Consider the following 26223-nt stretch of genomic DNA (forward strand, 5'->3'; position numbering starts at 1 on the left):
TTCGGGTTACGGCGTCAGGACGATCCGGCCGAACACCTCGCCCGCGTCCATCTTCCGGTGCGCCAGCGCGGCCTGCTCCAGCGGCAGCACCTCGTGCACCGCGAGAGGCAGTTCGCCGCGGCTCGCGGCGGCGAACTGCGCGGTACGCACGGCGGTCAGATCCGCCGCGGCCACGGTGTCGGTGCTGAAGGTGGCGAACGACAGGGACTTCTGGAAGGCCGCGATCATCGTCATGCCGAAGTCGGCGGGCGGCGGGCCGCCGACCACGCCCACGGCCACCATGCGGCCGTTCGGCCGGAGCCGGCCGAAGAAGGACGGCAGGTCCGCGCCCGCGACGATGTCGATGATGACGTCGTATCCCCCCGGAGCATCGTCGGAAATGTCGTCGGCACCGAAAGGGCTGCCCATGGTGTCGCCCGAGCGGTCCAGCACACGCGTCGCGCCGAGTGCGCGCAGCCGCTCGCCCCGCTCGGCCGACGATGTCGTGACCGCCACCGCGGCGGCCCCCGCGCGGGACGCCAGATGGACCGTCATGATCCCGATGCTGCCCGCCGCGCCGCGCACCAGCACCGACTCGCCGGGGGCGAAGCGGGCATGGGCCAGCGCGAAATGGGCCACCGCGCCCGAGTTGCCGAGCGTCACCGCGTCCACCGCCGACAGCCCGTCGGGCAGCGCGAGGACCGCCTCGACCGGGACGGCCGCCTGCTCGGCGTAACCGCCGCTGAGCCCGGTGAACGCCCACACGCGCCGCCCGATCCACGACGTGTCGACGCCGTCGCCGACCGCGGTCACCGTACCGGCCGCCTCGCTGCCGAGGATGTGCCCCTCCTTGAAGCCGTACGAGGCCAGCGTGCCCCTGCGGATCACGGCGTCCACGCCGCCGACACCGCTCGCCTCGACGCCGATGAGCACCTGCCCGGCGGCGGGCGCCGGGGCGGGGAGGTCGACGACCGCCATGCCCTCGGGGCCGCCGAACGTCTCGATCGCGACTGCCTTCACCGTCTGCTCCCTGCGCTGGTCCACGGCCGTTCCCGGCCCTCGTGGTCCGCGCCCGTCCGGAACCCGGCGGCCCGCGGACCTGGTGCTTCGGACGGTAACGGACGCCGCCGTCCGTTTGGCTAAAGTGAGAGCGTGACCGACGAATTGCCTCACACCCTGCGCTCCGACGCCCTCGACAACCGCGAGCGCATCCTCGAAGCGGCCCGCGAGGTGTTCGCGACCAAGGGGCTGAACGTGCCGATGCGGGAGATCGCCCGGCGCGCCGGAGTCGGCCCCGCCACCCTCTACCGCCGTTTCCCGACCAAGGTGACGCTGGTCACCGAGGCGTTCACCGGTCAGTTGCGGGCCTGCCACGACATCGTGGACGAAGGGCTCGCCGACCCGGATCCCTGGCGCGGCCTCTGCCTGGTGATCGAGAGGATCTGCGAGCTGCACGCCCGCGACCGCGGCTTCACCGCGGCCTTCATGTCGACGTTCCCGCACGCCGTCGACTTCGACGCGGGCCGCGAGTACGCGCTGAAGGCGGTCGCGGAACTGGCCGCCCGCGCCAAGTCCACCGGCCGCCTGCGCCCCGACTTCGTGCTGGACGACCTGATCCTCGTCCTCATGGCCAACAGCGGCATCCACGCGCCGTCACCCGCGGCCCGCGTCGCGGCCTCCCGGCGCTTCGCCGCCTTCGCGATCCAGGCGTTCCGGGCGTCCCCGCAGCACGCGCCGCTCCCGCCCGCGGCGCGGCTGTCACCCGTACCGCCGGTCATCCCCGTGGCGCCTGCCCGTACGCCGACCGCCGCGCCCCGCCGCTAGGGCCTGTCCCGCCAGAAGCTCCGGCCCGCGTACGTCAGCCGGTCGAGGTCAGTCGGTCGCGGTCGGCCGGTGTACGCGGTGGCGGCCTATTGGGAGGATCAGCGGGGTCCGCGAGACCTCGTCGGTGACGATGCGGCACTCCATGCCGAAGATGTCGCGGACGGTGTCCTCGGTGACGACCTCCGAGGGCGGGCCCTCGGCGGCGATCCGGCCGTCCTTCATCGCGATGAGGTGATCGCCGTACCGGCAGGCGAGGTTGAGGTCGTGGAGGACCGTGACGACGGTGGCGCCGCGCTGCCGGTTGAGGTCGGTGACCAGGTCGAGGACCTCGACCTGGTGGGGGAGGTCGAGGTACGTGGTCGGCTCGTCGAGGAGCAGGACGCCCGTGCGCTGGGCGAGGGCGACGGCGATCCACACGCGCTGCCGCTGGCCGCCGGACAGTTCGTCCACCGAGCGCTCGGCCAGGTCGAGGGTGTCGGTGGCGGTCAGGGCCTCGGCGACGGCCTCGTCGTCGGTGGCCGTCCAGCGCCGGAACCAGCCCTGGTGCGGGTAGCGTCCGCGCCCGACCAGGTCGATGACGCGGATGCCGTCCGGCGCGACCGGGGTCTGCGGAAGGATGCCGAGCCGGGCGGCGACCTGACGGGTGGGCAGGCGGTGGATGTCCTGTCCGTCGAGCAGGACCTCGCCCGAGGTCGGCGCGAGCAGCCGGGCGAGGCCGCGCAGCAGGGTGGACTTGCCGCAGGCGTTGGGGCCGACGATCATCGTCACCCGTCCGGCGGGGATGTCGGCGGTGATGCCGGTGACCACGGGCCGCTGGTCGTAGCCGAGCCGCAGGTCACGGGCGGCGAGCGTGCTGGGCGCGTCCACCGCGCCCTTCCCGTACGTCTCGGCCCGCGTGTCGACTGCCCTCTTCCCGTACGTCTCGGCCTCCCGCTTCCCGTACGTGTCGCCCCCGCTGCCGTACGCCTCCGCCGCGCCGGATACGCCGTCCGTCGCGGCGGCCGGCCGCGCGGGCGCGCCCTGCTCTGTCGTGTCCGTCATCGCGGTGTCCTCATCCTCCCTGCCCGACCCGGTTGGCCCGGGCCAGCAGCCACAGCAGACCCGGGGCGCCGAGCACCCCGGTGATCACACCGACCGGGAATTCGGTCGGGCCCAGCAGGTGCTGCCCGGCGAAGTCGCAGCCGAGCATGATGACCGCGCCGGTCAGCGCGGACAGTTTCAGCGCGGGACCCCGGCCGTGCACCAGACGGCGGGCGACGGGACCGGAGAGAAAGGCGACGAAGGCGACCGGCCCGGTCGCCGCCGTGGCGACCGCGGCCAGACAGACCGCGAGGCCGATCAGCACCAGGCGGCTGCGCTCGACGCGTACCCCGAGGCCGGTCGCGCTGTCGTCGCCGAGCCCGAGCACCGGCAGCGAACGCACCGCCAGACAGACCGCGGGCAGCAGCGGCAGCAGGCACAGCAACAGGGCGCGGGCGAGCGGCCAGTCCGCGCCGTTGAGGCTGCCAGTGAGCCAGAGCAGTGCCTGCTGCGCGGTGTAGATGTCGGCCCTGGTCAGCAGGAAGGACACGATGCTGGAGAGCCCCGCGGCCACGCCGATGCCGACCAGTACGAGCCGGTAGCCGGTCACCCCGCGCCGCCAGGCCAGCAGATAGATCGCCAGCGCGGTGGCCAGCGCGCCCGCCACGGCGAGTCCCGACACCGTCGCGCCGCCGAGTCCGAACACGACGATCGCCACCACGGCCGCCGCGCTCGCCCCGGAGGTGATCCCGATGACGTCGGGGCTGGCCAGCGGATTGCGGATCAGCGTCTGGAACACCGCGCCCGACAGGCCGAACGCGGCGCCCGCCGCGACCGCGGTGACGGCCCGCGGCAGCCGCACCTTCAGCACGATGAAGTCGGTGGCCGCGTCGCCCCGCCCGGCCAGCGAGCGCAGCACGTCGGACAGCGGGACGGAGTAGCTGCCGACGCACAGCGAGGCGCACAGCAGAGCGACGGCGCACAGCACGAGGACGAGTGCGACGGCGCTGGTACGCGCCCTCGGCCGGCGCCGCGCGGCCCGTATCGCGCGCAGGGTGTCGGCAGGCACCGTCGTCCGGATCGCACGGTCCGAAGCGGCGGTGTCCCAAGCGGCACCGTCCGCAACGGCGCTGTCCGATCCCGCGCGGCCGGTCGGCGGTTCGGGGGTCCGCGGTCCGGAGGTCCGCGGTCCGGGCGGCACGGACGTCTGCGGGTCGGAGGTCGGTCTCACTAGAGCCCCGCCTGCCTTCCGCGCCGGACCAGCACGATGAGCACCGGCGCACCGAGCACCGCGGTGACGATGCCGACCTGGATCTCGCCGGGCCTGGCCACGATGCGGCCGAGCACGTCGGAGACCAGCAGCAGGGCCGGGGCGATGAACAGCGAGTACGGCAGGATCCAGCGGTGGTCGGGGCCGGTGAAGGAGCGGACGACGTGCGGAACGGTCAGCCCGACGAAGCCGATGGGACCGGCGAGCGCGGTCGCGGCGCCGCACAGCAGCACCACGGACACCGCGCAGAAGATCCGGGCGGCGGCGATGTTCGCGCCGAGCCCGCGGGCGGTGTCGTCGCCGAGGCTCAGGGTGTTGAGCAGCCGTCCCGATCCCAGCGCGCACACCGCGCCGACCAGGAGGAACGGTCCTGCCTGGTAGGCCACCGGGAGATCGCGCCCGGCCAGCGAGCCGACCTCCCAGAACCGGAACCGGTCGAACGTCGCGGTGTCGGTGAGCAGGACGGCGGTGGTGAGGGAGGTCAGCCCCGCGCTGACGGCGGCGCCCGACAGCGCCAGCTTGACCGGTGTCGCGCCCTCCCTGCCGAGCGAGCCGACCGAGTAGACCAGCAGGGCCGCCGCCGCGGCGCCCACGAAGCCGAACCACACGTAGCCGGTGAAGGAGGTGATCCCGAAGACGCTGATCGCGGTGACGACGGCGAGCGAGGCCCCGGCGTTGACGCCCAGCAGGCCGGGATCGGCCAGCGGGTTGCGGGTCAGACCCTGCATCACCGTCCCCGCCAGGCCCAGCGCCGCACCGGCCATCAGACCGACGACCGTACGCGGCAGCCGCAGCGAGGTGACGATGGTCTGGTCGTCGTTGCCGGATTCGTGGTGGAAGACGGTGTCCAGGACCGTGCCCAGGGGGACGGACTTGGCGCCGATCGCCAGGCTCGCGCCGACCGCGAGGGCGAGCACGACCGCGGCGACGATCAGCCCGGCGCCGAGCGCGGCCGTACGATCACGGCGGGGTGAACCGTGCGCGCTCGCGGGGGAGCCGGTCGCGGCCGGGACGGGAGGAGTCCCGTCGGCCGGTACCGGGGCGGGCCCGCTGCGGGCTCGCAAGACGTTCATGGGCCAACTCCTCGGCGGACTCACCCGGGCGGAAAGTAAGGGCAGGCTAACTTAAGCCGTGCGGTCGTTCTGCCGCCCCTTGGGGGGAATCGAGCCGCCCGGCGGCGGCGGACAGGCCGTAGGAAGACATCTTGTGTCGCCGAACGGACACTCCTGAGCGGCCCTGCCCGATCGGGTCGACGCTCCGTGCGGCCGTTCCGTCGTCGCACCGGAGTGCGGAATTCCGTGCCGCGCGGGGGAGTTGGCGAGACCGCGTCCGTACGGCGGCGGGAGCGGCCGGAGGCCGCGGGTGACCTTCTGCCGACACCGACTGGCCGAGGCCAGAATCCACCCCGGAAAGCCGCGCTTAGGGTAACCAAAGTTAGGTAAACCTAAGTTCTGCTCGGAGGTCCTCATGTCGTCCCTGCCGCCCGGCCCTTCCTCGTCGCGCCTCGCGCGTCCGACCCGCCGCACCCTGCTCGGCGCGGGCGCGGCGGGCGCCGCGCTCCTCGGCCTCGCCGCCTGCGGATCCGGCGGATCCGGCTCCTCGGACAGCGCTTCGGCGGGAACCAAGGGCGGCGGCAAGAGCGGCGGAAAGGCGACCCGTACCGTCGACTCCGCCAAGGGCCCGCTGGAGATCCCGGACAAGCCCCAGCGCGTCGTCGCGATCAACGACTTCCCGATGTCCGCGATCTTCGACCTCGGCCTGACGCCCGCGGGCCTGTTCAACGCGGGGGAGGAGTACGTTCCGCAGCGCGACCTGGAGCGCTGGAGAAAGATCCCCAAGGTCTCCAACGGCGTCGGCGGCGCCATCGAGGTGGAGAAGGTCGCAGCCCTGCGCCCCGACCTGATCATCGGCATCGACGTCCAGGCCAACCTGCCGTACGGCCAGCTCAGCGAGCTCGCGCCGACCGTCCTGCTGCCCTTCTCCAAGTCCAAGGCGCCCTGGCGTGACATGTCCGACCAGACGGCGGCGGTCCTCGGCGTACCGACCGCTCTCGACAAGCTCAAGGGCCGCTACGCCCAGCGCGTCGCCGAGATCAAGCAGAAGCACGCGGACGTCCTCGGCCGCGTCCACTGGGATCTGCTCCAGGGCGGATTCGACGAGGGCCAGTGGTGGCTGTACGGCGTGGGGTCGCCGATCGGCGGCATCCTCAAGGAGGCGGGCGCGCAGTTCGCCACCGCCACCCAGCGGCTGGCCGAACAGCAGCCCGTCTCCTACGAGTTGATCACCGCCAAGCTCTCCGACGCGGACGCGATCTTCTACTACACGACCAACGACGGGAAGCCCGCCAACCTCGGGCCCAAGCTCTTCGCCCAGAAGTCCTTCAAGCAGCTCGCCGCCGCCAAGGCCCACCACCTCTACGGCAGCGACTACTTCCTGCCCGGCGGCTACGAGGACGCGCTCGGCGTGCTCGACGACTTCGAGAAGGCGCTGACCTCGCTGTGACGGCGCTGCCGCGGGACCGGTCTCAGCGGGGCGAAGCGGAGAAGTACGCGCCCGGTGTGCGGCCGGTCTCCTGGCGGAAGGCCGCGATGAACGAACTGGGCGTGGAGTACCCGACCTGGAGCGCCACCGCCGCCAGCGGCCGGTTGCCCGCCATGTGCTCCAGCCCGGCGCGCAGCCGTGCCCTGGTGCGCCAGCGGCCGAACGACATCCCGGTCTCGGAGCTGAACAGCCGCGCGAGCGTACGGGCGCTGGCCCCGACCTCGCGCCCCCAGTCCTCCAGCGGCCGGTGGTCGGCGGGCAGCGCCAGCAGCGCCTCGGCCACCTTGCGGGCCCGGCCGTCCACCGGCATCGGGAGGTCGATCGTCGTCACCCCCACCGGCCGCAGCAGGTCGAACATCACCGCCTCCGCCCGCGCCCTCGGCTCCGGCTCCAGATCCGGGTCCGCCAGGTGCGTGATCAGCTCGCGCAGCAGCGGCCCCACCGCCACCACCGTCGGCTGCGACCACGCCAGCGGGCAGCTCTCGGGATGCACGTACACACTGCGCATCCGGGCGGTGCGGCTCGCGCTCGTCGTGTGCGGCACCCACGCCGGTATCCACAGCGCCAAGGTCGGCGGCAGCACCCACGAGTGCGCGCCGATGTCCACGGCCAGGACACCGGTCGGCGCCCACACGAGCTGGTGCACGTCGTGCTCGTGCTCGCCGAAGCGCTGGCCGCGCGCCATGTCGAAGTTCACGACGCGCAGCGCCTCGGCGCGGGCGGGCGGCGTCGAACCCTCGGCGACGGCATGGCTGTTCAGCGACATAAGTCAGCAGCGTAGCTCATTTACGACAGCCCGGACCGACCCGTAACCTCGCGGTGGCCGCCGCACGTACCACCGTCCGGCGGCCGTACGCACGACGCACCACCCACCGGCCAAGGTCCCCGCGGGCCTGGAAAGAGCGCACACCTCCCCATGCCCGAGACACCGCCCACCGCCGTCATCACCCCCGCCGCCGACCCCGGCCCGCTGCGCGCCGCGGCGCTCCACGTACGCGGCAGCCTCACCGCCGCGGTGCTGCTGCGCAGCGGACATCTGGCCGGTGAGGCGCTGGTGCCGGTGGTGGTCGGCGTCGTGATCGACCGGGCGGTGGACGGCGGCTCCGGCCGGGAGCTGGCGGCCTGGCTCGCCGTGCTCGCCGCCGACTTCCTCGCGCTGTCGCTGTGCTTCCGCTTCGGCTCCCGCGCCACCGTCGCCGCCGCCGAACGCTCCGCGCACGCCGTCCGCGTACGGCTCACCGACCGGATGCTCGCGCCGGACGGGACGGCCGTACGGGACCGGATGCCCGGCGACCTGATGTCGGTCGCCGTCTCGGACGCGCAGAACGTCGGCAGATTCACCACGTCCGTCGTCCAGGCGATCGCGTGCGTGTTCGCGCTCGTCCTCGGCGCGGCCCTGCTGCTGCGCATGTCCGTCACGCTCGGCCTGCTGGTGCTGCTCGGCACGCCCGCCGTCCTCGTCGCGGTGCATCTGCTCGGCCGCCCGCTGGAGCGCCGCGGCGCGGCGGAACAGGCCGCCGCCGCCCGCGCGTCGGGCACCGCGGTCGACTTCGTCGCGGGACTGCGGGTCCTCAAGGGCCTGCGCGCGGAGGGCCCCGCGTACACCCGCTACGTCGAGGCCAACCGGACCAGTCTGCGCGCCACGATCTCCGCCGCCCGTTTCGAGGCGCTGATGGACGCCGCCGCCGTGCTGCTCGGCGGAGTCCTGGTCACCGCGGTCGCCCTGGTCGGCGGGCGGCTCGCCCTCCAGGGCCGGATCAGCCTCGGCGACCTCATCGCCTGCACCGGCCTGTGCCAGTTCCTGCTCGGACCGACCCAGGGCCTCATCGCCGTCGGCCCCGACCTCGCCCGCGCCCGCGCCTCCGCAGGACGCGTCACGGCGGTGCTCGACACGGCGGGCGCGCCCGGCGCTCCCGCCGCGGCCAAGGACGCCCCGGAGGCCGACTCCCCGGCGGGCCCGCGTGGCGCGCTCGAACTGCGCGCCCTCACCTACGGGCGGCTGCGCGGGGTCGAACTGAGCGTCGCGGCCGGGGAGCACGTGGGGCTGGTCGTGCCGGACCCGGCCGCCGTCGCCGACCTGATGGCGTGCCTGCGCGGACAGGCGGAGCCCGAGAGCGGCGCCGTCCTGCTGGACGGCACGGCGGCCACCGACCTCACCGGGGCCGCGATACGCGAACGCGTCCTCGTCGCACCGCACCACCCGTTCCTCTTCGACGGCACGATCCTCGACAATCTCGGCTCCGGGCCCGAGGGAACCCCTTCCCGGCCTGCCCCCGACGGCCTGCTGCCCGCCGCGGGGGACACCCGCGTCGGCGAGCGCGGCGCCTTCCTCTCCGGCGGCCAGCGTCAACGCGTCGCGCTCGCCAGGGCGTTGGCGGCCGACCCGCCGATCCTCGTGCTCGACGACCCGACCACCGCGATCGACTCGGTCACCGAGGCCAGGATCGCCCGCACGGTCACCGACGAGCGGGCGGGCCGTACGACACTGATCGTGACCACGTCCCCCGCGCTGCTCGCGGCCTGCGCGCGTACCGTCCTGATCACCGAAGGCGCGGTGGTGGCCAGCGCGCGGCACGCCGACCTCACGGCGGCCGAACCGGCTTACCGGGCGGCGGTGTTCGCATGAGCGCGCAGACCGAGCGGACCGGGGAAGCGACCACCGTCGCCGACCTGCTGCCCGTCGCGACCCCGGCGAGAACCGGCCGCGCGGTGCTCGAACTCGTCCGCCCGCAAAGGGCGTTCGCCCTCCTGACCGCCGCGGTCTTCGTCGCCGAGGCACTGGTCGGCCTGGTCGGGCCGCTGGCGCTCGGCCGGATCGTGGACGTGGTGCAGCAGCGGCGCGGCGAGGGACCGGTCTACGTAGCCGCGGGTGTGCTGCTGGCCGCGGTGCTGGCCCAGGCCGTACTGACCGCGATGGGCCTGCGGCTGACCGCGCGGGTCGGCGAGACCGCCCTGGCCCGGCTGCGCGAACGCGTCATCGAGAGCGCCTTCGCCCTGCCCGCGCAGCGCGTCGAACAGGTCGGCGCGGGTGACCTCGCCGCGCGGATCGGCGACGACGCCTCCCTGGTGGCGGGCGCGCTGCGCGGCGTGCTGCCCAGTGTCGCGGGCGCCGCGCTGACCATCGGCTTCACCGTCATCGGACTGACCGCCCTCGACTGGCGGTTCGCCCTGGCGGGGCTGTGCGCCATGCCGATCCAGACAGCCACCATGCGCTGGTACTTGCGCCACTCGGGTCCCCTCTACGCGGCCCAGCGCGTCGCGGGCGGCGAGCGGACCCGGCAGATCCTCGAATCGGTGTCGGGCGTCGAGACCGTACGGGCCTTCCGGCTCACCGAACGGCACACCAAGCGCGTCGCGGACCGCTCGGCCGCCGCGATGGGCTACGCCCTGCGCGCGGTCACCCTGCGCTCGCGCTTCTACGGCCGCCTCAACGCGGCCGAGTTCACCGGCCTCGGGCTGATCCTGTGCACCGGCTACTGGCTGGTGCACGCCGGCCACGCGGGCGTCGGCGAGGCCACCGCCGCCGCGCTGCTGTTCGTCCGGCTCTTCGACCCCGTCAATGTGCTGCTGGGGCTCGCGGCGACCGCGCAGGAGGCGGCGGCGGGACTCGCCCGGCTGGTCGGAGCGGCCGACCTCGCACCGGAGTCCGCCGCCGAGCCGGGCGTGACGGCCGTACCCGCGCCGCGGGAGTCCGCCGCCGACCCCGCACAGGGCCCGGCGTATCTCCTCGACGCGCGGGACATCCACCACGCCTACCTGCCGGGACGGCCCGTGCTGCACGGCGTCTCGCTGCGGCTGGCCCCCGGCGAGCAGGTGACGCTGGTCGGCACGACCGGCGCGGGCAAGAGCACCCTGGCGAGGATCGTCGCGGGCGTCCATCCGCCGACGTCGGGTCACGTGTCGGTCGGGGCCACCGGGCGGGCGGGGCGGCCCGCCGTGCTGCTGCTCGACCAGGACACCCACGTCTTCGCCGGTACGGTCGCCGACAATCTGCTGCTGGCCCGGCCGGACGCGGACGAGGCGGCGCTGACAGCGGCTCTCGACGTGGCGGGCGCCCTGGCGTGGGTCCGCGCGCTGCCCCAGGAGACGGCGACGCGGGTCGGGTCGGGCGGCATGGCGCTCACCGCCGTGCAGTCCCAGCAACTGGCGCTGGCCCGGCTGGCGTTGGCCGATCCGCCGATCGCCGTGCTGGACGAGTCGGCGGCCGAGGCGGGCAGCGAGGGCGCCCGCACGCTGGAGGCCGCCGCGCGCGAAGTGCTCGCCGGACGCACGGCGTTGGTGGTGGCGCACCGGCTCACGCAGGCCGCCACCGCGGACCGGGTCGTGGTGATGGACGACGGCCGCATCGTCGAGGAGGGCCCGCACGACGAACTGGTCGCCGCGGGCGGCCGGTACGCCGAGCTGTGGTCGGCCTGGTCGTCGCGGGCGACCGCGCCCGCCACGCCTCCGGTGTCCTGAGCCGCGACACCCGGAGTCCAGCACCAGGCATGAGGCACCAGGCATGAGGCACCAGCCATGAGGTATCAGCCATCAGGCATGAGGCATCGGGCATTCGGCGTCCGCCGCGCGGTCAGCCGGAGCCGCGCACGTCCCGTCCCGCGGCGGCCCAGTTCGAGGTCAACTGGTCGAGATAGGACTGGGCTTGTGACCCGGGAGTGACGCCTCGGGCGAAGGCCAGCATGTTGCCCGCGCCGGTGTTGTAGCCGAGCGCGATCAGCTGATTCACCGTCAGTGAGGTGGAGCGGTGGGCGGGGAGCTGGGCGGCCAGGTCGTGCAGATACCAGGCCGCCGACTCGATGGCCAAGCCGGTGTCGTCGGGCAGCTCGTCCCAGTCGCGGCCGGCGAAGTCGCGGCCCCGCCTGGTCTCGTCGAAGGTGGCCTTGTGCATGTTCGCGATCCCGAAGGCGGCGTCCGGCTTGAGCTTCTGCCAGGCCCGTTGGAAGGCCGGGTCGTGCGGCTTGTAGTCCTCGTTGTAGAGGATCGCCATCAGCACCTGCGGGTCGACCCCGGCGCGGGCCGCGTACCGCTTGACCTGCGCCGCGTACCGCCCGAGACCGTCGCTCGCGGAGGCGGAGGGTTCGGCGGACGCGCTCGGCGCGCTGCTGCTCGGCCGGGCGGAGCCGCCGGCCGCCGACCGGTCGGCGGCGTCGGGGCTGTGCCCACGGCCGCCCGCGGCCCATCCGGCGACCACCAGGGTCGCCAGGACGACCCAGGGCCACCGCTTCCGGGGCTTGTCGACCGCCACTGTCCCGCCGCCTTCCGTCACCGCACGGTGCCACCGTACGGACTCGCCCCGCGACACGCGCGTCCGCCGCGTCGCGAGGGGGTACCGACCTCCGCCGCAGGTCCGGGCCTGGACCTGTGAGCACTTCAAAGATTGCGCAATCAAGGAACCGCGTCGCGCGGATCCTCGTTCTTCTCAGTAGAGGACGCGAAAACAAGCGGGAAGGTGGAGAGGGCTCGTGGGTGTGACTCTGTCCAAGGGCGGCAATGTCTCTCTCAGTAAGGAAGCCCCCGGACTGACGGCCGTCACGGTCGGCCTGGGGTGGGACGTACGGACCACGACGGGTTCCGACTACGACCTGGACGCGTCCGCGCTGCTGTGCGACGTGGGCGGGAAGGTGCTGAGCGACCGGCACTTCGTGTTCTTCAACAATCTGGAGAGCCCGGACGGCTCCGTCACGCACAGCGGCGACAATCTGACCGGCGGCGGTGACGGGGACGACGAGCAGATCAGGGTGAGCCTCGCGACGGTCCCGCTCCAGGTCGACAAGGTGGTCTTTCCCGTGTCGATCTACGAGGCCGAGAAGCGCGGCCAGAGCTTCGGCCAGGTCCGCAACGCGTTCATCCGTATCGTCAATCAGGCCGACGGGCGCGAGCTCGCCCGCTACGACCTGACCGAGGACGCCTCCACCGAGACGGCGATGGTCTTCGGCGAGCTGTACCGCAACGGAGCGGAGTGGAAATTCCGCGCCATCGGCCAGGGGTACGCCTCCGGTCTCGCGGGCATCGCCACCGACTTCGGCGTCAACGTCTGAGGTCCACCGAGCCGGGGCCGCCCCTTCCACCCCCCCTGGGGGCGGTCCCACCCCCGTCGCCTGAATCCCGCCACGTCCGCACCCGCGACAGTTCCCCAATTGCGTAATCGATAAAGTGTCGCGCATGGAGAGAGCAGGGAACGGCGCCGACGGCTGGGAAGCCGCGGTCCTTGACGGCGGTCCGGCGGACGGCGTGCGGATACGGGTGGCCGGACGGCCGCGAGTGGTGCAGGTGAGCTGTCCGTGCCCCCTCGACGACGAAGCGGGCACGACGGGCGTACGGGTGGACGCGCTGCACATCTATCGACGCACGTCCCGCGCCGGGGACACCCCTTTGCGCTACGGCTTCGACGCCGCCAGTCCCTGACGGGCGGCGGTCCGCGCCTCGTACCGCGTCTTCGCCATCACCAGCGCCGTCCCGTACGACATGAGGACCGCGGCGAGCAGCGCGTAATAGAAGAGCGGGAGCGCGGTGAAGCCGAGGGCGGGGGCGAGGGGGGAGAGGGGGACGAGGATGCCGATGGCCGCCAGCGCGCTGGTGGTCAGCCGGATCGGGCCGGGCGCGCGGCCCTCCGCGGCGGTGCGGCCGGTGCGCAGCAGCAGCATCACCAGGGCCTGCGTGAGCAGATTCTCGGTGAACCAGCCCGACTGGAAAGCCTCTTGGCTGGCGCTGGTGCCGAATCCCCTGATGGACAGGGCGAGGATGCCGAAGGTCGCCACGTCGGCGATGGCGTTGAGGATGCCGAAACCGGTGACGAAGCGCAGGATGGCGCGGGGTTCGAGGGCCGAGGGCCGCGCCATGTCGGCGGCCGGCGGCCGGTCGTAGGCGAAGGCGAGCTGCGCGCCGTCGAAGCAGAGATTCTGCACGAGGACCTGCATCGGCAGCATCGGCAGGAAGGGCAGCAGCAGCCCGGCGGTGAGCATCGCGATGACGTTGCCCAGATTCGAGGACAGCGCGATCCGCAGATAGGTGGCGATGTTGCCGCTGCTGCGGCGCCCGGCGACGATCGCGTGGCAGATCGCGGTGAGGTCCTTCGCCGCGAGCACCACGTCGGCCGCCTCGCGCGCCACGGCGGTGGCGTCACGCGGGCTGATCCCCACGTCGGCGGCGTGCAGCGCGGGCAGGTCGTTGACACCGTCGCCGAGGAAACCGGTGACGTGGCCGCCCGCGCGCAGCGCCCGCACCACGCGGGCCTTGTGCGCGGGGGTGCAGCGGGCGAAGACCGTGGTGGTCTCGGCGAGTTCGGCCAGAGCGTCGTCGTCCAGGCCGTCGATCGTGTCGCCGGTGACCACCCGGCCGGGGTCGAGTCCGATCTCGTCGCAGGCCCGCGCGGCGGTGCCCGGATGGTCGCCGGTGAGCACCTTCACGGTGACACCGCGCCCGCTGAGCGCCGTCAGGGCGTCGGCCGCCGTGTCCGCCGCCGCGTCCCGCAGCCCGACGACGCCCAGGAACGTCAGCCCGTACTCGTCCGACGCCGTGACGGACGAGGCGCCGGACTTCGCGGGCCGCTCCGCCGCGGCCACGGCGAGCACCCGCAGACCTCCCTCGGCCCGCTGCGCGCACATGGACAGCAGCCGCGCGCGGGCCTCGTCGTCCAGGTCGGTGTCCCGGCCGTCCACGCGCTGCCGCACGCACCGGGCGATCACCGCCTCCGCCGCGCCCTTCACGACCAGCGCGTGCGTGCCGGGACTGCCCGGTGTCCGCAGCACCACCGTGGCCAGGCGGCGTACGGGATCGGAGGGGAGCGCCGCCACCGCGTCGTGGTCGAGGTCGTCGCCGCGCTCCTCCGCCGCGTCCAGCAGCGCCTCGTCGAGCGCGTCGGGCGAGGGCAGCTCGGCGAGTTGGAGGGTCCACAGACTGTTGACGGCCGCCCAGTGCAGGACGTCGGGACTGTCGTGCCCCTCGCCGTCGACATGGCAGGCGACGACGGGCCGGTCCTGGGTCAGGGTGCCCGTCTTGTCCGTGCACAGGACGTCCATCGCGCCCAGGTCGTGCAGCGCGGGCAGCCGCTTGACGATCACGTCGCTGCCACGGGCGAGCAGGGACGCCCCCCTGGCCAGCGTCGTGGTCACCACGACCGGCAGCATCTCCGGCGTCAGGCCGACCGCCACCGCGACCGCGAACGGCAGCGTCTCCAGACCGCGCCCGCGCAGACCCGCGTCGGCCATGAGCACCAGCGGCGGCGTCAGCAGCATGAACCGAATGAGCGACCAGGAGATGCCGTGCACGGAACGGTCGAAGGCGCTCTCCCGCCGCCGCGTCGACATACCGCGAAAGCCCCGCGCGAACCGGGTGTGCTCGCCGGTCGCCATCACGACCCCCGTCGCGCTGCCCGAGGCGACGCTGCTGCCCTGGAGGCACAGGTGCGGCGCCTCCTGCGCGGACGACGAACCGTGCCGGTGCCGGCGGTCGCCGGTCGCCCCGTCCCCCGGCTCCTGGTCGGAGGCGGGCGACGCGTCGCCCGTCGGGGCGGGACTCTCCACCGGATACTTGGCGACGGGCGCGGACTCCCCGGTCAGCGCGGCCTGGTGCACGGTGAGCCCGGTGGCGCGCAGCAGCCGCAGATCGGCCGGGACCAGATCCCCCGGGCCGAGCAGGACGACATCCCCGGGCACCAGTTGGTCGACGGGGATCTCGCGGGTCTCCGGCGCGCTGTTCGCGTCCGCTCGACGGCGTACGGTCGCGGTCGCGGCGACCAGTTCCCGCAGCGCCGACGCCGACTGGTCGGCGCGGTACTCGCCGCTGGAGCGCAGCACACAGCTGACCGTGACCAGCGCCATGATCACGCACGCGGTGTTCCAGGCGGCGACGGCGGCGGACACCAGGGCGAGGCAGAACAGCACGGTGGTGAAGGGATCGCGCAGGCTGCGCAGGAAGCGGCGCGGCCAGGAGACGGAGCGCAGCGCGGGAAGGACGTTCTCGCCGTACCGGGCGAGCCGGTCGTCGGCCTGCGACTCCAGCAGCCCGCGCGGACCGCTGCCGACCACGCGCAGGAACTCCAGCGTGGGCAGATCCGCCGTGTCGGGGGCGGTGAGGTGACCGGGCGGCGCGCCCTGCTCCAGGCCGTCGACCGGCTCGGGCGCCGCCCAGGCGGTGGGACGTGGTCCGCTGTCAGGCGCCCAGGTCACGGACGCGCCCAGGCGTTGTCGTGTACCCACCGCGTTCCGCGAGCTGCCGCAGCATCCACCGCACCATGGTCTCCACGTCCGGGTCGTCCACCAGGTACACCACGTGCCGTCCCTCACGGCGTGACCGCACCAGGCCGGCGAGCTTGAGCTTCGTCAGGTGCTGGCTGACCGCGGGCAGCGCGCCGCCGACGCGCTCGGCGAGCGCGGTCACATCGCTCTCGCCCTGCATCAGCGTCCACACCAGGTGCAGCCGCGCGGGCGAGGCCAGCAGGCCGAAGGCCGCGGCGGCCTGTGTCAGCACCTCAGCGGGCAACTCCTCGAAGTCGCCCCCGCCCCTCGCCACCACCGCTCTCCCTCCGGACCGCGCCTGCGCGCCGACCGCGCGAGCGCTCAGTCTAGAGCGTGTCCGTGAACGCCGGACCTCTCCCGTGACCTGCGCTGCACGGGCGCCGGACACCGACCCTCCGGCGCGGCCGGGCACCGGCGCGTGAGGCCGCGGGGTGGGGCAACAGCCGTCGGCTCAGAGGGACGTGACCCACTCGTCGGTGGTCATGACCTGGGCCTGCTTGGGGAAGACCTTCTCGATGAGGATGCGGTGGACGTCGGGCTCGTTGTCGGCGCAGGCGTCGGACAGGACGGTCAGGCGGTAGTCGAGGTCGGCCGCCTGGCGGATGGTGGACAGGACGACGCCGCTGGTGGACAGGCCGGTGAGGACGAGCGAGTCCGCACCGGCGCCGCGCAGCAGGACCTCCAGGTCGCTGCCGGTGAAGGCGCTGACCCGGCGCTTGACGGCCACCGGCTCGTCGGCGCGCGGGGCCAGCGCGTCGACCACCTGGGTGGCCGGGTTGTCCTGGGTGAAGGCGTCCCCTGCCTGGCTGAGAGCGCTGAAGGAGAGGTTCGAGGCGGCGGTCTCCGGATAGCCGGGCCGGAAGGCGACCCGTACGAAGATCACCGGAATCTCGGCGGCGCGGGCGGCCTCGACCGCGCGGGCCGCCGCGGCCACGACGGAGTCGTCGGCGATGCGCTGCACGATGCCGTTCTGGAAGTCCATGACCAGCAGGGCGGTACGGGATGCGGACATGAGGGGCGGGTTCCTCTCGGCGGAAAGTAGACAGTCTTAACTGAACAGTGAGAATTAAACAGTGTAGGCTGACGATATGCAAAGTGAAGCGAAGCCGGTCGCTCCCGGCATGCTCCAGGCGTCCCTGGACGTCCGCGTGGTGGTGGGCAGACTGCGCCGCCGCATCCTCCAGGTGACGGACGGGGAGGATCTGACCCCGTCGCAGTCGTCCGTGCTCATGCGCGTCAGCCGGGGCGACGCCGTCACCGCCGCCGCGCTGGCCGACGCCGAGCACGTACGGCAGCAGTCCATGGCCGCGACGCTGTCCTCACTCGAGCGGCTGGGACTGATCCACCGCACCCCCGACCCCGCCGACGGCCGCCGCCAGATCGTCGAGCTGACCCCGGCGGGCCGCGAGCGCGCGGAGGGCGCTCGGCAGGCGGGCGTGGAGTGGCTGGCGCGCGCCTTGGAGGAGCAGTACGACGACGCGGAGCGGCACACGATCAGTGAGGCGATGCGCCTGTTGGGCAGGCTGACGAACTGATGGCCGCGATACCGCAGGGACAGCCCAGGCAGTCCGGGCCGTCCGGGCCGTCTGAGCAGCCCGAGGCGTCCGCCGTGCCCGCCGTACGAACGGAGCAGGCCGCCGTACGGCCGGAACGGACCGCCGCGTCGGGTGCGCCGGCCGCCGTACAACCCGCCGTACAACCCGCCGCGCAGGACGCCGGACCGGCCGCTCCAGGCCGGCCCGAGCGGCCCCAGCGGCCTGAGCGGTCGGAACCCTCCTCCGCACCGGCCGAGGGCGCCTTCGACCGGCGGCTGCTCGCGCCGATGATGATCGGCTCGATCCTCAACCCCATCAACTCCTCCATCATCGCCGTCGCCCTGGCGCCGATCGGCGCCGCCCTCGGCGCCGACGCCGCCCGGACGGCCTGGCTCATCTCCGCGCTCTACCTGGCCACCTCCATCGGGCAACCGCTCGTCGGACGGCTGGTCGACACGTACGGCCCCAAGCGGCTGTTCCTCGCCGGGGCCGCGCTGACCGGCGTCGCCGGGGTGATCGGCACCCTCGCCCCGAACCTCACCGTCCTCGTCGCCGCCCGCGTCGTCCTCGGCTTCGGCACCTGCGCCGGTTATCCGGCCGCCATGTACCTGATCCGCAGCGAGGCCGAACGCACCGGGAGGAAGAGCCCGGCGGGCGTTCTCACCACGCTCGCCGTGACCGGCCAGACCGTCGCCGTCATCGGCCCGACCCTCGGCGGCCTGCTCATCGGACTCGGCGGCTGGCGGAGCACCTTCGCCATCAACATCCCGCTCGCGATCGCCTGCCTCGTCCTCGGTTGGATCCACCTGCCGGGCAGGACCGCGATCGCGCCGTCGGGCGCCGCCGACGGCGCCCCGCTCCCCGACGGCGCCCCGCTCCCCGTCGGCGGGCCGCGCCCGCGCAACCGCCTCGACTGGGCGGGCGTCCTGCTCTTCGCCGCCACCCTCGTGTCGCTGCTGCTGTTCCTCATGGACGCCCGCACCGACCGGGCCTGGCTCATCGCGCTCACCCTGCTCGCGGGCACCGGATTCGCCCTGCGCGAGCGGCGCGCCGCCGACCCGTTCATCGACGTCGGCGTCTTCGCGGGCAACATCCCGCTGCTGGCGACCTACGCCCGCACCTTCGTCGCGTACACCGTCTCGTACTCCTTCATCTACGGTTTCACGCAGTGGCTGGAGGACGGCAGGGGGCTGAGCGCCTCCGCGGCCGGGCTGCTCCTGCTGCCCACCTTCGCGGTCGGCATCGTCGTGTCCACCCTCACCGGGCGCAAGGCCGTCGTGCGCGGCAAGCTGGTCGTCGGCGCCGTGGCCCAACTCGTCGCCTGCGCCATGCTGTTGGCCGTGGGCGACCACGCCGCGGTGTGGCTGCTGGTCGCGGTCGCCGTCGTTCTCGGACTGCCGCAGGGCCTGGTCAGCCTCGCCAACCAGAACGCGCTCTACTTCCAGGCCGACCCCGCGCGCATGGGCGCGTCGTCCGGGCTGCTGCGGACGTTCATGTATCTGGGCGCCATGGTCGCCTCCTCCGCGACCGGCGCCTTCTTCGGCCGCCGCGCGACCACCTCGGGACTGCACGGCCTCGCCCTGTTCATGCTCGCCGCCGCGGCCGTCTTCCTCGTCCTCACCCTGGTCGACCGCTCGCTCGGCCGGATCGCCGCGCCGCAGGAGACGAAGCAGGCCGCGCCCGCGCGGTGAGGGGCACGGTGGTCAGCCGCGTCCCGTCGCCCCCAGCAGGCGTGACACCGCCGGCAGCCGCAGAATCCTCGGCAGGAGCAGGCCGAAGAGATACGCGAGGGCCACGCCCGCGATCGTGGCCCACAGGCGCTCGTCGGCCCGGGCACGGGCCTGGTCGGGCTCCGCGTGCAGCAGCAGGAGCAGCACGAGGACCGTCGAGTACGCGGGGGTCAGATACCAGCGGCTGCCCTGGGTCGCCGCGGCGAGCGCGAGCGTGGCCGCGGCGGTCACCGCGTACGCCCAGTCCGGCGCGTCGTTACGGAGCAGCAGGAGCGCGACCGCGCCACCGGCCAGCACCGACAGCACCCGGCCGAAGGACCGTAGCCGTTGCATCTGGGGTCGCGGACGCATGACCATCAGCGCGGCCACCACCGGCCAGCCCGGATGCGTCGGCGCCAGCGCCAGACCGCAGCCCGCCGCGGCGGCCCCGGCCGCGCCGAGCCGCAGACCGTACATCCTGGCCTGCTCGGCGGAGTGCGCCGGGCCCGGCGGCCTGGGGGGCGGCGCTGTCGACGGCCACAGCAGCGACACCAGCCAGGCGTACGCGGAGCCCGCGACGATCAGCCCGGTGATGCCGAGCGCCTGGGACACGTCGTCATAGCTCAGCCCTGCGCCCACCATGGGCAGGCTGAGCACGAGCAGCACCATCCCTGCCGGGCGCCGTGCGGCGACGACGGCGGACGCGTATGCCAGCAGGAACACGCCGGGCACCGCGACCCACCGCACCTGCACCAGCAGCGACCCCAGCACCATCGGCAGGCCGGTGCACAGGCCGACCACGACGGTCATGAACCGGGCCCGCCGCCGGGCGGGCATGCGCATGACGGCGGCGGGGAGCACGCCCACCGCCAGCGCCATGCCCGCGCCCGGATCGTGCAGCGCCACCGCGGCGCCCGGCAGCGCGTACAGCAGACCGCGCGCGAAGCCGGGCCACGCCCAGGCGACCCGCGGCGGCGACCCGGCGGCCGGTGTCGCGGTGTCCTCCCCGCTCACGGCCGGTGTCGCGGTGTCCTCCCCGCTCACGACCGGTGTACGTCCGCCGGTACGGAGCGGGCGGGCGACGGGTGCAGGGACCGCATGTGCGCAAACCTCCGGTACGGAGCCCCCGCCCGGCGCGGCGCCCTGAACCTCCCACCCTTCGCCGTAACACCCGGCCGCGCACGTCACGGCACGCATCGGGGTGACGGTATGTCACGGGACCCGCCGCCCGTTCCCGCCGTCGGGCGGGTGCGCGGGCCGTGCGGAGGCGGGTGGCGTCCCGGCTGGAACGGCTGCGGCAAGCGTCACGATCCCCGCCGCTGCCACCCCGTCCGTCCGATCCCGGATGTGGCAGGTGTGAAAAGGGTGTCGACCGTATGCTGTTGGCCGCTGGTGGTGCGCCGGCCGGGGCGAACAAGGGCAGTTCGGCGCATCGCGCGGCTCCCGCACATCGCAAGAGGGGAAGCGCTCACGTGACCGATCCGACCGAGCAGGAACTTCCGGACAACTGGGGCCGCTGGGGTTCCGACGACGAATTCGGCACGCTCAATCTGATCACCGACGCCGTACGCGCACAGGCCGCCGCCGAGGTGCGGACCGGCCGGTGGGTGTCGTTGGCGCAGCCGATCACGCCGACCCCCATCGTCAGCAGCCCGTTCGCGCCGACGACGGTGGACGTCTCCCCGGTCCAGCAGATGATGTCCTACACCGGCGTTCCCGTGGCGGCCGATCTGACGCTGACGCAGAACCACCACGCGGGCTCGACCCACATCGACGCGCTGGCGCACTGGTCGACCGACGGTCAGGTCTACCCCGGACGTCCGAGGGACCAGGTCGTGACCGCCGCGGGCGTGACCTTCGCTTCGACGGGGGCCTTCGCCGCGGGCATCGTCACACGCGGGGTGCTGCTCGACCTGGCCGTGGACGGCCCGCTCGCGCCCGGTCACGCGGTGACCTCCCACGACCTGGAGGAGGCCGAGAAGCGGCAGAACGTCGAGGTGCGCTCGGGCGACGCCCTCGCGATCCGGCTCGGCTGGCCCGCCACGCCCGTCCCCGGCACACCGACACCGGGCATCAGCCTCGACGCGGTGCGCTGGATGCACCACCGCCAGGTCGCCGTCTACACCGGTGACCGGGGCGACGCCTTCCCACCGCTCGATCCGAACGGGCCGTCGCCGCTGCACGGCGTGGCACTCGGCCGGATGGCCATGCCCCTGATCGACGCCTCGCAGCTCGACGATCTCGCCGCGCTGTGCGCGGAGTTGGGGCGCTACAGCTTCCTGCTCTCCGTCGCGCCGCCGCGTATCCACGGCATGACCGGCGTCCCGGTCAACCCGATCGCCCTCTTCTGATCGGCCGGTTCCGCACCGTGGGGACCGGCTCGCGGGCGTCAACCGGCCAGCAGCAGGGTGCCTGCCGTGATCAGGGCCGCGACCTTGGCGGCTTCCAGGCCGATGTAGGCGTAGTGGGCGTGGGAGCGCGGCGGGTCCTGCCCGGCCAGGACCGCGTTCGAACGGCGGGTCAGGCGGGGTCGTACCACGGCCAGTTGGAGGACGAGCAGAGCCACGGCGGCGGTCAGCGCGACCGTCGCGCGGGCGGAAAGGGGCCCGCTGGCCGCGACGGTCAGCAGAGTCACCGCGAAGACCCCTTCGACGGAGTTGAGCGCGCGGAACACCAGGCGGCCGATGCCGAGACCGATACGGACGGTGACGTCCGGGGCGCGGAACTTCAGCGGCGCCTCCAGGAAGGAGATGGCGAGGACCATCCCGAGCCAGGTGAACACCAGGGCCACCGAGGCCGCCGCCGACGCGCTCAACGCCCCTTCCCTTCCACGGGGCGTGCCGCCCGGCCGAGGTGGACCACGCACAGGTCGGGTTCCACGAACGGCTCCAGCCGCTCGGCGGTCAGCGGCGCCTCCATCGCGGCCAACGCGCCCTGAACCAGGCCCAGATGGATCGGGCAGACGACCTTCGACCGCTCCTGCGCCAGGTCGAGGAAGGGGCAGTGCCGCAAGCCGATCCGGTCGACGGCGCCGCGCGGAGGGCGCTCCGGAGCGAAGCCGAGGTCGTCGAGCAGGCGGATGAGACCTTCGACCGCGCGCGCCTCGGTGACCGTCGTGCGCGCCTCGGTGACCGTGCCCGACGGGGCCGCCGCGTCCGGTGCCTCGGTCAACTCCCCGCCCCAGGCGCGCCCGGCCGCGACCGCCGCCTGCGTGGGACGGGGCCTGTGCGACAGCTCCTCGACGAGGATCGACGCGAGCAGCCGGTAATTGCGCGGCCCCGTCCGGTCCATGCCAGGGGCGGCGCGGAACAACAGCGGCGGCCTTCCGGGCCCCGTGCGCGCGGCCGTGACCTGCTCCGCCTGCCCGTGCCCCACCAATGTGTCGAGGTGGAACCGGGCCGTGTTCGGGTGCACTTCGAGGCGGCGGGCGATGTCGGCGATGCTCAGCGGCGCCGCCGATCGCCGGAGAAGGTCGAGGACGTCCCGCCGACGGCCGGCGGGCGCGTCGGTCACGGCGTCCGTGGGATCGGAGGGAGGCGTCATGCGCTAGAGTTTACACAATCACCACTTGTAGAAATAGAGGGAGGTGCGGCCCGTGCCAGGACCCGAGCTCGACGTACGTCCGCTGCCCAAGCCCGGCAGGCACCCCGCCGTCTTCGCCGCGTACGACGCCCTCGCAGTAGGGGATTCGCTGGTCCTGGTCAACGACCACGACCCCCGCCACCTGCGCGAGGAGTTCGACACGGAGCACCCGGGCGGCCACGACTGGCAGTACGAGGACAAGGCGCCGGGGGAGTGGCGGATCCGCATCCGCAAACTCGCGTCGACCTCGCTGCCCCGCGTCCTGACCGGCGCGCGGCGACCGGACTCCCCGGCGGTCTCGGACTCCCCGGTGGTCTCGGACTCCGCGGTGGTTTCGGCGGCCCCGGCCTTCCCGGATGCCGCGGACGGTCCGGGCGCCCCGGCCGTCGCATCGCCGGGCGTGCCCGACGCCTCCGGCGCGGTGTGGAAACTGCGCATGCGTGACCGCGACTTGGACTCCAACATCATCCAACTCCCGCCGCACGCGGGCATCGCACCGCACCTCGGCCCCGACCTCGACGTGCTCGTCCACATCCTCGACGGCGGCGGCCGCCTCACCACCGAACTCGACCAAGTCCCCCTCGTCCCCGGCGATTTGGTGTGGCTCCCGCGCCGCTCGCTGCGCGCGTTCACCGCGGGTCCGCACGGCCTGCGCTACCTGACCGTCCATCAGCGCCGCCAGGCCCTCGTCCTCGCGCCGCCGAGCCCCCGCGTCTGAGGGACCCCGTGTGAGCGGCCGCATGGCGCGCGGCCGGCGGTGATTCCCGTTGCCGACGAGGTCTGCCCGGACCGGGCGGTGCGGAGGACACCGGGCGCGGACCGGACCGCGACAGGAGGGCAGCGGGCACGGCATGGCGTGTCGTCGTCCATAAAACGCTGTAGTAGCATGCTGGTCCGAGATCGACTCCTTTGCGCTGACGCACGCCTAAATGGGGCCAGTTCCCACGGCCGGCCCGTCTCCCGTCTCTCTGCCGTGAACGGAGATCCACCCCATGGCCACTGATGCCGCGCAGCCGTCCTTGCTCCTGCCCGAGGTCGGAGGGCGACTGCTGGCCGCCCTGGACATCGGCGGGACGAAGATCGCCGGAGCGCTGGTGGACGCCGAGGGCCGCGTACGCCACCGGGCCCGGCGTCCGACGCCCGCGGGCGCCGACTCGGCGGTTCTCGGCGCCGTCATCGAGGTGCTGGCCGAGCTGACCGAGCATCAGGACTGGCGCGCGGTCACGGCGTTGGGCATCGGCAGCGCGGGTCCCGTCGACATCGCGGCGGGCACGGTGAGCCCGGTGAACATCCCCGCCTGGCGCGGCTTCCCGATCGTCGAGCGCGTACGGGCGCACCCCGCCGTGGCGGGGAAGCCGGTGGTGCTGTGCGGCGACGCCGTGGCGATGACGGCGGCGGAGCACTGGATCGGCGCCGCGCGCGGATACCGGAACGCGCTGTGCATGGTGGTCTCGACCGGCGTCGGCGCCGGACTCATCCTTGACAACGCTGTCCGCAGCGGGCCGACCGGCAACGCCGGGCATCTGGGGCACATCACCGTCGACCTGCTCGGCGAGGCGTGCGTCTGCGGATCGCGGGGCTGCGTCGAGCAGTTGGCGAGCGGCACGTCCATCACGCGCCGCGCGCTGGAGCAGGGCTGGCGGCCTGAGGAGGGTCCGGCCGACGCGGCAGCGGTGGCCGTCGGCGCCCGGCGGGGCCACCCGGTCGCGCTGGCGGCCTTCGACTCCGCCGCGCGGGCGCTGGCCGCGGGCATCGCGGCGGTCGCCACCCTGGTGGAGATCGAGGCCGCCGTCATCGGCGGGGGCGTCGCCGAGGCCGCCGACGTGCTGTTCCCGCCGCTGCGCCGCCACTTGGAGTCGTACGCCGCGCTGCCGTTCGCAGCCGGGGTACTCGTGGAGCGGGCCGCGCTGCGGGGGGACGCCGGACTGGTCGGTGCGGCGGCCATCGCGGGAGCGGCCACGGCCGGAGCGCGCTGAGCCACGGGCCCGCGTCGCGGCGTACGGCCGGGGCGTGGGCCTGTCGACCGGCTCCGGGGCTCCCTGGGCCGCTGACCGTCGCCGACCGGCGCGTATGCAACGTTTGAGTGTACGCTGAGCCGACGAGGCGGCTCGCACGGTCCACCCCTCGGCCGGGACTCCCCGCGACCCGCGACTTCCGGCCCCGGTGCGGCGCGTCTCGGCACGGCCCGACCACGAGACGAAGGCGGACATCCGGGTGAGCCAGACGGCAGCAGCGGGCGGCGGGCGCAAGGCCACGATCAAGGACGTCGCCCGGCGTGCGGGAGTCTCGCCGTCCGCTGTGACCATCGCCGTGCACAACAAGCCGGGAGTGTCGTCCAGTACGAAGGAACGCATCCTCCAGGCCGCCCGTGACCTGGGCTGGAGCCCGAACCAGGCGGCGCAGTCGCTGTCCGGCCGGGCGCTGCACACCGTGGGACTCGCCATCGCCAGACCCGCGCGGATGCTCGGCCTCGAACCGTTCTACATGGAGTTCATCTCCGGTATCGAGAGCGTGCTCGGCCGCCACTCCTGCTCGCTCCTGCTGCGGCTGGTCGAGGCCGACGACGAGATCGAGGTCCACCGCGAGTGGTGGCAGGGCAACCGTGTCAACGGCAGCATCCTGGTCGACCTGCGGGTGGACGACCCGCGCATCCCGGCGCTATCCGCGATCGGCCTGCCCGCCGTGGCCGTCGGACACCCCTCGCTCGCCGGTCCGTTCACCTCCGTGTGGACCGACGACGCCGCCGCGACCGTCGAGGCGGTCCGCTATCTGGCGGCGCTCGGGCACCGCAGGGTGGCCCGGGTGAGCGGACCCGCCGAACTGGGGCACAGCGCCATCAGGACCCGCGCGTTCACCGAGACGGCGGCCGAGTTGGGCCTGTCGGCGCGGACCGTCGTCGCCGACTTCTCCGCCGACCAGGGCAGCCGCGCCTGCCGTACGCTCCTGCTCTCCGCCGAGCGCCCCACGGCGATCGTCTTCGACAACGACATCATGGCCGTCACCGCGCTGGGCGTGGCCGCCGAATTCGGCCTGTCCGTACCGCAGGACCTGTCCCTGCTCGCCTGGGACGACTCGCAGTTGTGCCAGCTCACCCGGCCCATGCTCTCGGCGATGCGGCACGACATCTTCTCCTTCGGCGCCGACGTCACCGAGACGCTCTTCGATGTGATGACGCATCAGAAGCCGACATCCCACGCGGCCCAGATCCCCGGCCTCGTCCCGAGGGGTTCGACAGCGCCGCCGCCCAGGCCGTAACACCGCGCTGTCGTCGGGCTGTTGAGGTCGGATCGCCGGTGACGGCGCGCCGCCCCACCGCTGTCGGCGCCGCGTCCCTCGTCCGTACGAGTACGTCTTCCCGCGCTGTGGCCCGCCCGCGCTCTCTCGCGTGCCCGGCCGCGCCCCGTAATCCATCCCTGGTTACTGATGAGTCACTGGCACGTTTTAGAAAACCTGTGCCGGACTCATTGACATGGCCTAGACCAGAGTTCTAGCTTCCAGGCGTTGGTCTTTCCGCCGTTTTCCCGTGG

The 26223-nt window shown here is 73.5% G+C and carries 24 protein-coding genes; 12 read left to right on the forward strand and 12 right to left on the reverse strand.

The window, feature by feature from the left end; translation table 11 throughout:
* Positions 1-6 precede the first annotated feature (6 nt).
* Positions 7-999, reverse strand: a complete 993-nt coding sequence (locus ACZ4EF_RS13185) for a zinc-binding dehydrogenase (protein ID WP_467504329.1) — start codon at positions 997-999, stop codon at positions 7-9.
* Positions 1000-1131: 132 nt separating this feature from the next.
* Here ACZ4EF_RS13185 and ACZ4EF_RS13190 point away from each other — a divergent pair, with 132 nt between their 5' ends.
* Positions 1132-1803, forward strand: a complete 672-nt coding sequence (locus ACZ4EF_RS13190; RefSeq protein WP_467504331.1) for a TetR/AcrR family transcriptional regulator — start codon at positions 1132-1134, stop codon at positions 1801-1803.
* 48 nt (positions 1804-1851) lie between these two features.
* On the opposite strand, the gene ACZ4EF_RS13195 is transcribed toward ACZ4EF_RS13190, so the two are convergent.
* The 3 genes from ACZ4EF_RS13195 to ACZ4EF_RS13205 all read right to left on the reverse strand — a co-directional run bounded on the left by ACZ4EF_RS13195 (position 1852) and on the right by ACZ4EF_RS13205 (position 5166).
* Positions 1852-2670 carry an ABC transporter ATP-binding protein gene (locus ACZ4EF_RS13195; RefSeq protein ID WP_355341335.1) on the reverse strand — a complete coding sequence of 273 codons (819 nt, stop codon included), beginning with the start codon at positions 2668-2670 and terminating at the stop codon, positions 1852-1854.
* A 184-nt stretch (positions 2671-2854) separates the two neighbouring features.
* Entirely contained in the window at positions 2855-3892 is a 1038-nt protein-coding gene (locus ACZ4EF_RS13200) for a FecCD family ABC transporter permease (protein WP_467504333.1), read from the reverse strand.
* A 161-nt stretch (positions 3893-4053) separates the two neighbouring features.
* Positions 4054-5166 (reverse strand): FecCD family ABC transporter permease, encoded by a 1113-nt coding sequence (locus ACZ4EF_RS13205; RefSeq protein ID WP_467504335.1) that lies wholly within the window; start codon positions 5164-5166, stop codon positions 4054-4056.
* A gap of 394 nt (positions 5167-5560) precedes the next feature.
* Here ACZ4EF_RS13205 and ACZ4EF_RS13210 point away from each other — a divergent pair, with 394 nt between their 5' ends.
* A complete protein-coding gene (locus ACZ4EF_RS13210; protein ID WP_467504337.1) occupies positions 5561-6595 on the forward strand; it encodes an ABC transporter substrate-binding protein in 1035 nt (344 codons plus the stop codon).
* A 22-nt stretch (positions 6596-6617) separates the two neighbouring features.
* Here ACZ4EF_RS13210 and ACZ4EF_RS13215 read toward each other — a convergent pair whose 3' ends face one another.
* Complete coding sequence (locus tag ACZ4EF_RS13215) at positions 6618-7400, reverse strand: AraC family transcriptional regulator (protein ID WP_355340924.1); 783 nt, start codon at positions 7398-7400, stop codon at positions 6618-6620.
* 150 nt (positions 7401-7550) lie between these two features.
* Between ACZ4EF_RS13215 and ACZ4EF_RS13220 the strand changes: the two genes are divergently transcribed.
* Positions 7551-9260: an ABC transporter transmembrane domain-containing protein gene (locus ACZ4EF_RS13220; RefSeq protein ID WP_467504339.1), complete on the forward strand. Its 1710-nt coding sequence runs from the start codon at positions 7551-7553 to the stop codon at positions 9258-9260.
* Positions 9257-11092: an ABC transporter ATP-binding protein gene (locus ACZ4EF_RS13225; RefSeq protein WP_467504341.1), complete on the forward strand. Its 1836-nt coding sequence runs from the start codon at positions 9257-9259 to the stop codon at positions 11090-11092. The genes ACZ4EF_RS13220 and ACZ4EF_RS13225 overlap by 4 nt, the downstream gene beginning before the upstream one ends.
* Positions 11093-11204: 112 nt before the next feature.
* Here ACZ4EF_RS13225 and ACZ4EF_RS13230 read toward each other — a convergent pair whose 3' ends face one another.
* The gene (locus tag ACZ4EF_RS13230; RefSeq protein ID WP_467504343.1) at positions 11205-11879 is read right to left on the reverse strand and encodes a lytic transglycosylase domain-containing protein; all 675 of its coding nucleotides are present in this window, start codon (positions 11877-11879) and stop codon (positions 11205-11207) included.
* Between the two features lie 217 nt (positions 11880-12096).
* Here ACZ4EF_RS13230 and ACZ4EF_RS13235 point away from each other — a divergent pair, with 217 nt between their 5' ends.
* Both ACZ4EF_RS13235 and ACZ4EF_RS13240 read left to right on the forward strand, forming a co-directional pair.
* Positions 12097-12672 carry a TerD family protein gene (locus ACZ4EF_RS13235; protein ID WP_467504345.1) on the forward strand — a complete coding sequence of 192 codons (576 nt, stop codon included), beginning with the start codon at positions 12097-12099 and terminating at the stop codon, positions 12670-12672.
* Positions 12673-12796: 124 nt separating this feature from the next.
* Positions 12797-13039: a hypothetical protein gene (locus ACZ4EF_RS13240; protein WP_355340909.1), complete on the forward strand. Its 243-nt coding sequence runs from the start codon at positions 12797-12799 to the stop codon at positions 13037-13039.
* Here ACZ4EF_RS13240 and mgtA read toward each other — a convergent pair.
* The 3 genes from mgtA to ACZ4EF_RS13255 all read right to left on the reverse strand — a co-directional run bounded on the left by mgtA (position 13012) and on the right by ACZ4EF_RS13255 (position 16882).
* The gene (mgtA, locus tag ACZ4EF_RS13245) at positions 13012-15801 is read right to left on the reverse strand and encodes a magnesium-translocating P-type ATPase (RefSeq protein WP_467504347.1); all 2790 of its coding nucleotides are present in this window, start codon (positions 15799-15801) and stop codon (positions 13012-13014) included. The two genes, ACZ4EF_RS13240 and mgtA, sit on opposite strands and share 28 nt — an antisense overlap.
* Positions 15785-16144 carry an ArsR/SmtB family transcription factor gene (locus ACZ4EF_RS13250; protein WP_391161906.1) on the reverse strand — a complete coding sequence of 120 codons (360 nt, stop codon included), beginning with the start codon at positions 16142-16144 and terminating at the stop codon, positions 15785-15787. Before ACZ4EF_RS13250 ends, mgtA begins: the two co-directional genes overlap by 17 nt.
* Before the next feature lie 177 nt (positions 16145-16321).
* The gene (locus ACZ4EF_RS13255; RefSeq protein ID WP_355340903.1) at positions 16322-16882 is read right to left on the reverse strand and encodes a cysteine hydrolase family protein; all 561 of its coding nucleotides are present in this window, start codon (positions 16880-16882) and stop codon (positions 16322-16324) included.
* A 76-nt stretch (positions 16883-16958) separates the two neighbouring features.
* On the opposite strand from ACZ4EF_RS13255, the gene ACZ4EF_RS13260 reads away from it, so the two are divergent.
* Complete coding sequence (locus tag ACZ4EF_RS13260) at positions 16959-17405, forward strand: MarR family winged helix-turn-helix transcriptional regulator (RefSeq protein WP_355340900.1); 447 nt, start codon at positions 16959-16961, stop codon at positions 17403-17405.
* Between the two features lie 287 nt (positions 17406-17692).
* Positions 17693-19096, forward strand: coding sequence for an MFS transporter (locus ACZ4EF_RS13265; RefSeq protein ID WP_467504455.1), 1404 nt, complete (start codon positions 17693-17695; stop codon positions 19094-19096).
* A 12-nt stretch (positions 19097-19108) separates the two neighbouring features.
* On the opposite strand, the gene ACZ4EF_RS13270 is transcribed toward ACZ4EF_RS13265, so the two are convergent.
* Complete coding sequence (locus tag ACZ4EF_RS13270) at positions 19109-20158, reverse strand: FUSC family protein (protein WP_467504349.1); 1050 nt, start codon at positions 20156-20158, stop codon at positions 19109-19111.
* A gap of 428 nt (positions 20159-20586) precedes the next feature.
* Between ACZ4EF_RS13270 and ACZ4EF_RS13275 the strand changes: the two genes are divergently transcribed.
* A complete protein-coding gene (locus ACZ4EF_RS13275; RefSeq protein WP_391161904.1) occupies positions 20587-21465 on the forward strand; it encodes a cyclase family protein in 879 nt (292 codons plus the stop codon).
* A 38-nt stretch (positions 21466-21503) separates the two neighbouring features.
* Here the strand turns inward: ACZ4EF_RS13275 and ACZ4EF_RS13280 are convergent, their stop codons facing one another.
* Together ACZ4EF_RS13280 and ACZ4EF_RS13285 are read right to left on the reverse strand one after the other, a co-directional pair.
* A complete protein-coding gene (locus ACZ4EF_RS13280; RefSeq protein ID WP_467348793.1) occupies positions 21504-21878 on the reverse strand; it encodes a hypothetical protein in 375 nt (124 codons plus the stop codon).
* Between the two features lie 47 nt (positions 21879-21925).
* Positions 21926-22657: a helix-turn-helix transcriptional regulator gene (locus ACZ4EF_RS13285; protein WP_467504351.1), complete on the reverse strand. Its 732-nt coding sequence runs from the start codon at positions 22655-22657 to the stop codon at positions 21926-21928.
* A 52-nt stretch (positions 22658-22709) separates the two neighbouring features.
* On the opposite strand from ACZ4EF_RS13285, the gene ACZ4EF_RS13290 reads away from it, so the two are divergent.
* The 3 genes from ACZ4EF_RS13290 to ACZ4EF_RS13300 all read left to right on the forward strand — a co-directional run bounded on the left by ACZ4EF_RS13290 (position 22710) and on the right by ACZ4EF_RS13300 (position 25951).
* On the forward strand, positions 22710-23414 hold the full coding sequence (locus ACZ4EF_RS13290; RefSeq protein ID WP_467504353.1) for a DUF2249 domain-containing protein: 705 nt from the start codon (positions 22710-22712) through the stop codon (positions 23412-23414).
* A gap of 274 nt (positions 23415-23688) precedes the next feature.
* Positions 23689-24672, forward strand: a complete 984-nt coding sequence (locus ACZ4EF_RS13295; protein ID WP_467504354.1) for an ROK family protein — start codon at positions 23689-23691, stop codon at positions 24670-24672.
* A gap of 238 nt (positions 24673-24910) precedes the next feature.
* A complete protein-coding gene (locus ACZ4EF_RS13300; RefSeq protein WP_467504356.1) occupies positions 24911-25951 on the forward strand; it encodes a LacI family DNA-binding transcriptional regulator in 1041 nt (346 codons plus the stop codon).
* Positions 25952-26223: the final 272 nt, after the last annotated feature.

The organism is Streptomyces sp. NPDC025721 (assembly GCF_055558595.1).

Coding starts and splice junctions, on each gene's coding strand:
- ACZ4EF_RS13285 (WP_467504351.1), bottom strand. CDS start 22,657: ATGACGCCTCCCTCCGATCCCACGGACGCCGTGACCGACGCGCCCGCC.
- ACZ4EF_RS13260 (WP_355340900.1), top strand. CDS start 16,959: ATGCAAAGTGAAGCGAAGCCGGTCGCTCCCGGCATGCTCCAGGCGTCC.
- ACZ4EF_RS13225 (WP_467504341.1), top strand. CDS start 9,257: ATGAGCGCGCAGACCGAGCGGACCGGGGAAGCGACCACCGTCGCCGAC.
- ACZ4EF_RS13240 (WP_355340909.1), top strand. CDS start 12,797: ATGGAGAGAGCAGGGAACGGCGCCGACGGCTGGGAAGCCGCGGTCCTT.
- ACZ4EF_RS13220 (WP_467504339.1), top strand. CDS start 7,551: ATGCCCGAGACACCGCCCACCGCCGTCATCACCCCCGCCGCCGACCCC.
- ACZ4EF_RS13210 (WP_467504337.1), top strand. CDS start 5,561: ATGTCGTCCCTGCCGCCCGGCCCTTCCTCGTCGCGCCTCGCGCGTCCG.
- ACZ4EF_RS13280 (WP_467348793.1), bottom strand. CDS start 21,878: ATGGTCCTCGCCATCTCCTTCCTGGAGGCGCCGCTGAAGTTCCGCGCC.
- ACZ4EF_RS13205 (WP_467504335.1), bottom strand. CDS start 5,166: ATGAACGTCTTGCGAGCCCGCAGCGGGCCCGCCCCGGTACCGGCCGAC.
- ACZ4EF_RS13295 (WP_467504354.1), top strand. CDS start 23,689: ATGGCCACTGATGCCGCGCAGCCGTCCTTGCTCCTGCCCGAGGTCGGA.
- ACZ4EF_RS13215 (WP_355340924.1), bottom strand. CDS start 7,400: ATGTCGCTGAACAGCCATGCCGTCGCCGAGGGTTCGACGCCGCCCGCC.
- ACZ4EF_RS13265 (WP_467504455.1), top strand. CDS start 17,693: ATGATGATCGGCTCGATCCTCAACCCCATCAACTCCTCCATCATCGCC.
- ACZ4EF_RS13255 (WP_355340903.1), bottom strand. CDS start 16,882: ATGTCCGCATCCCGTACCGCCCTGCTGGTCATGGACTTCCAGAACGGC.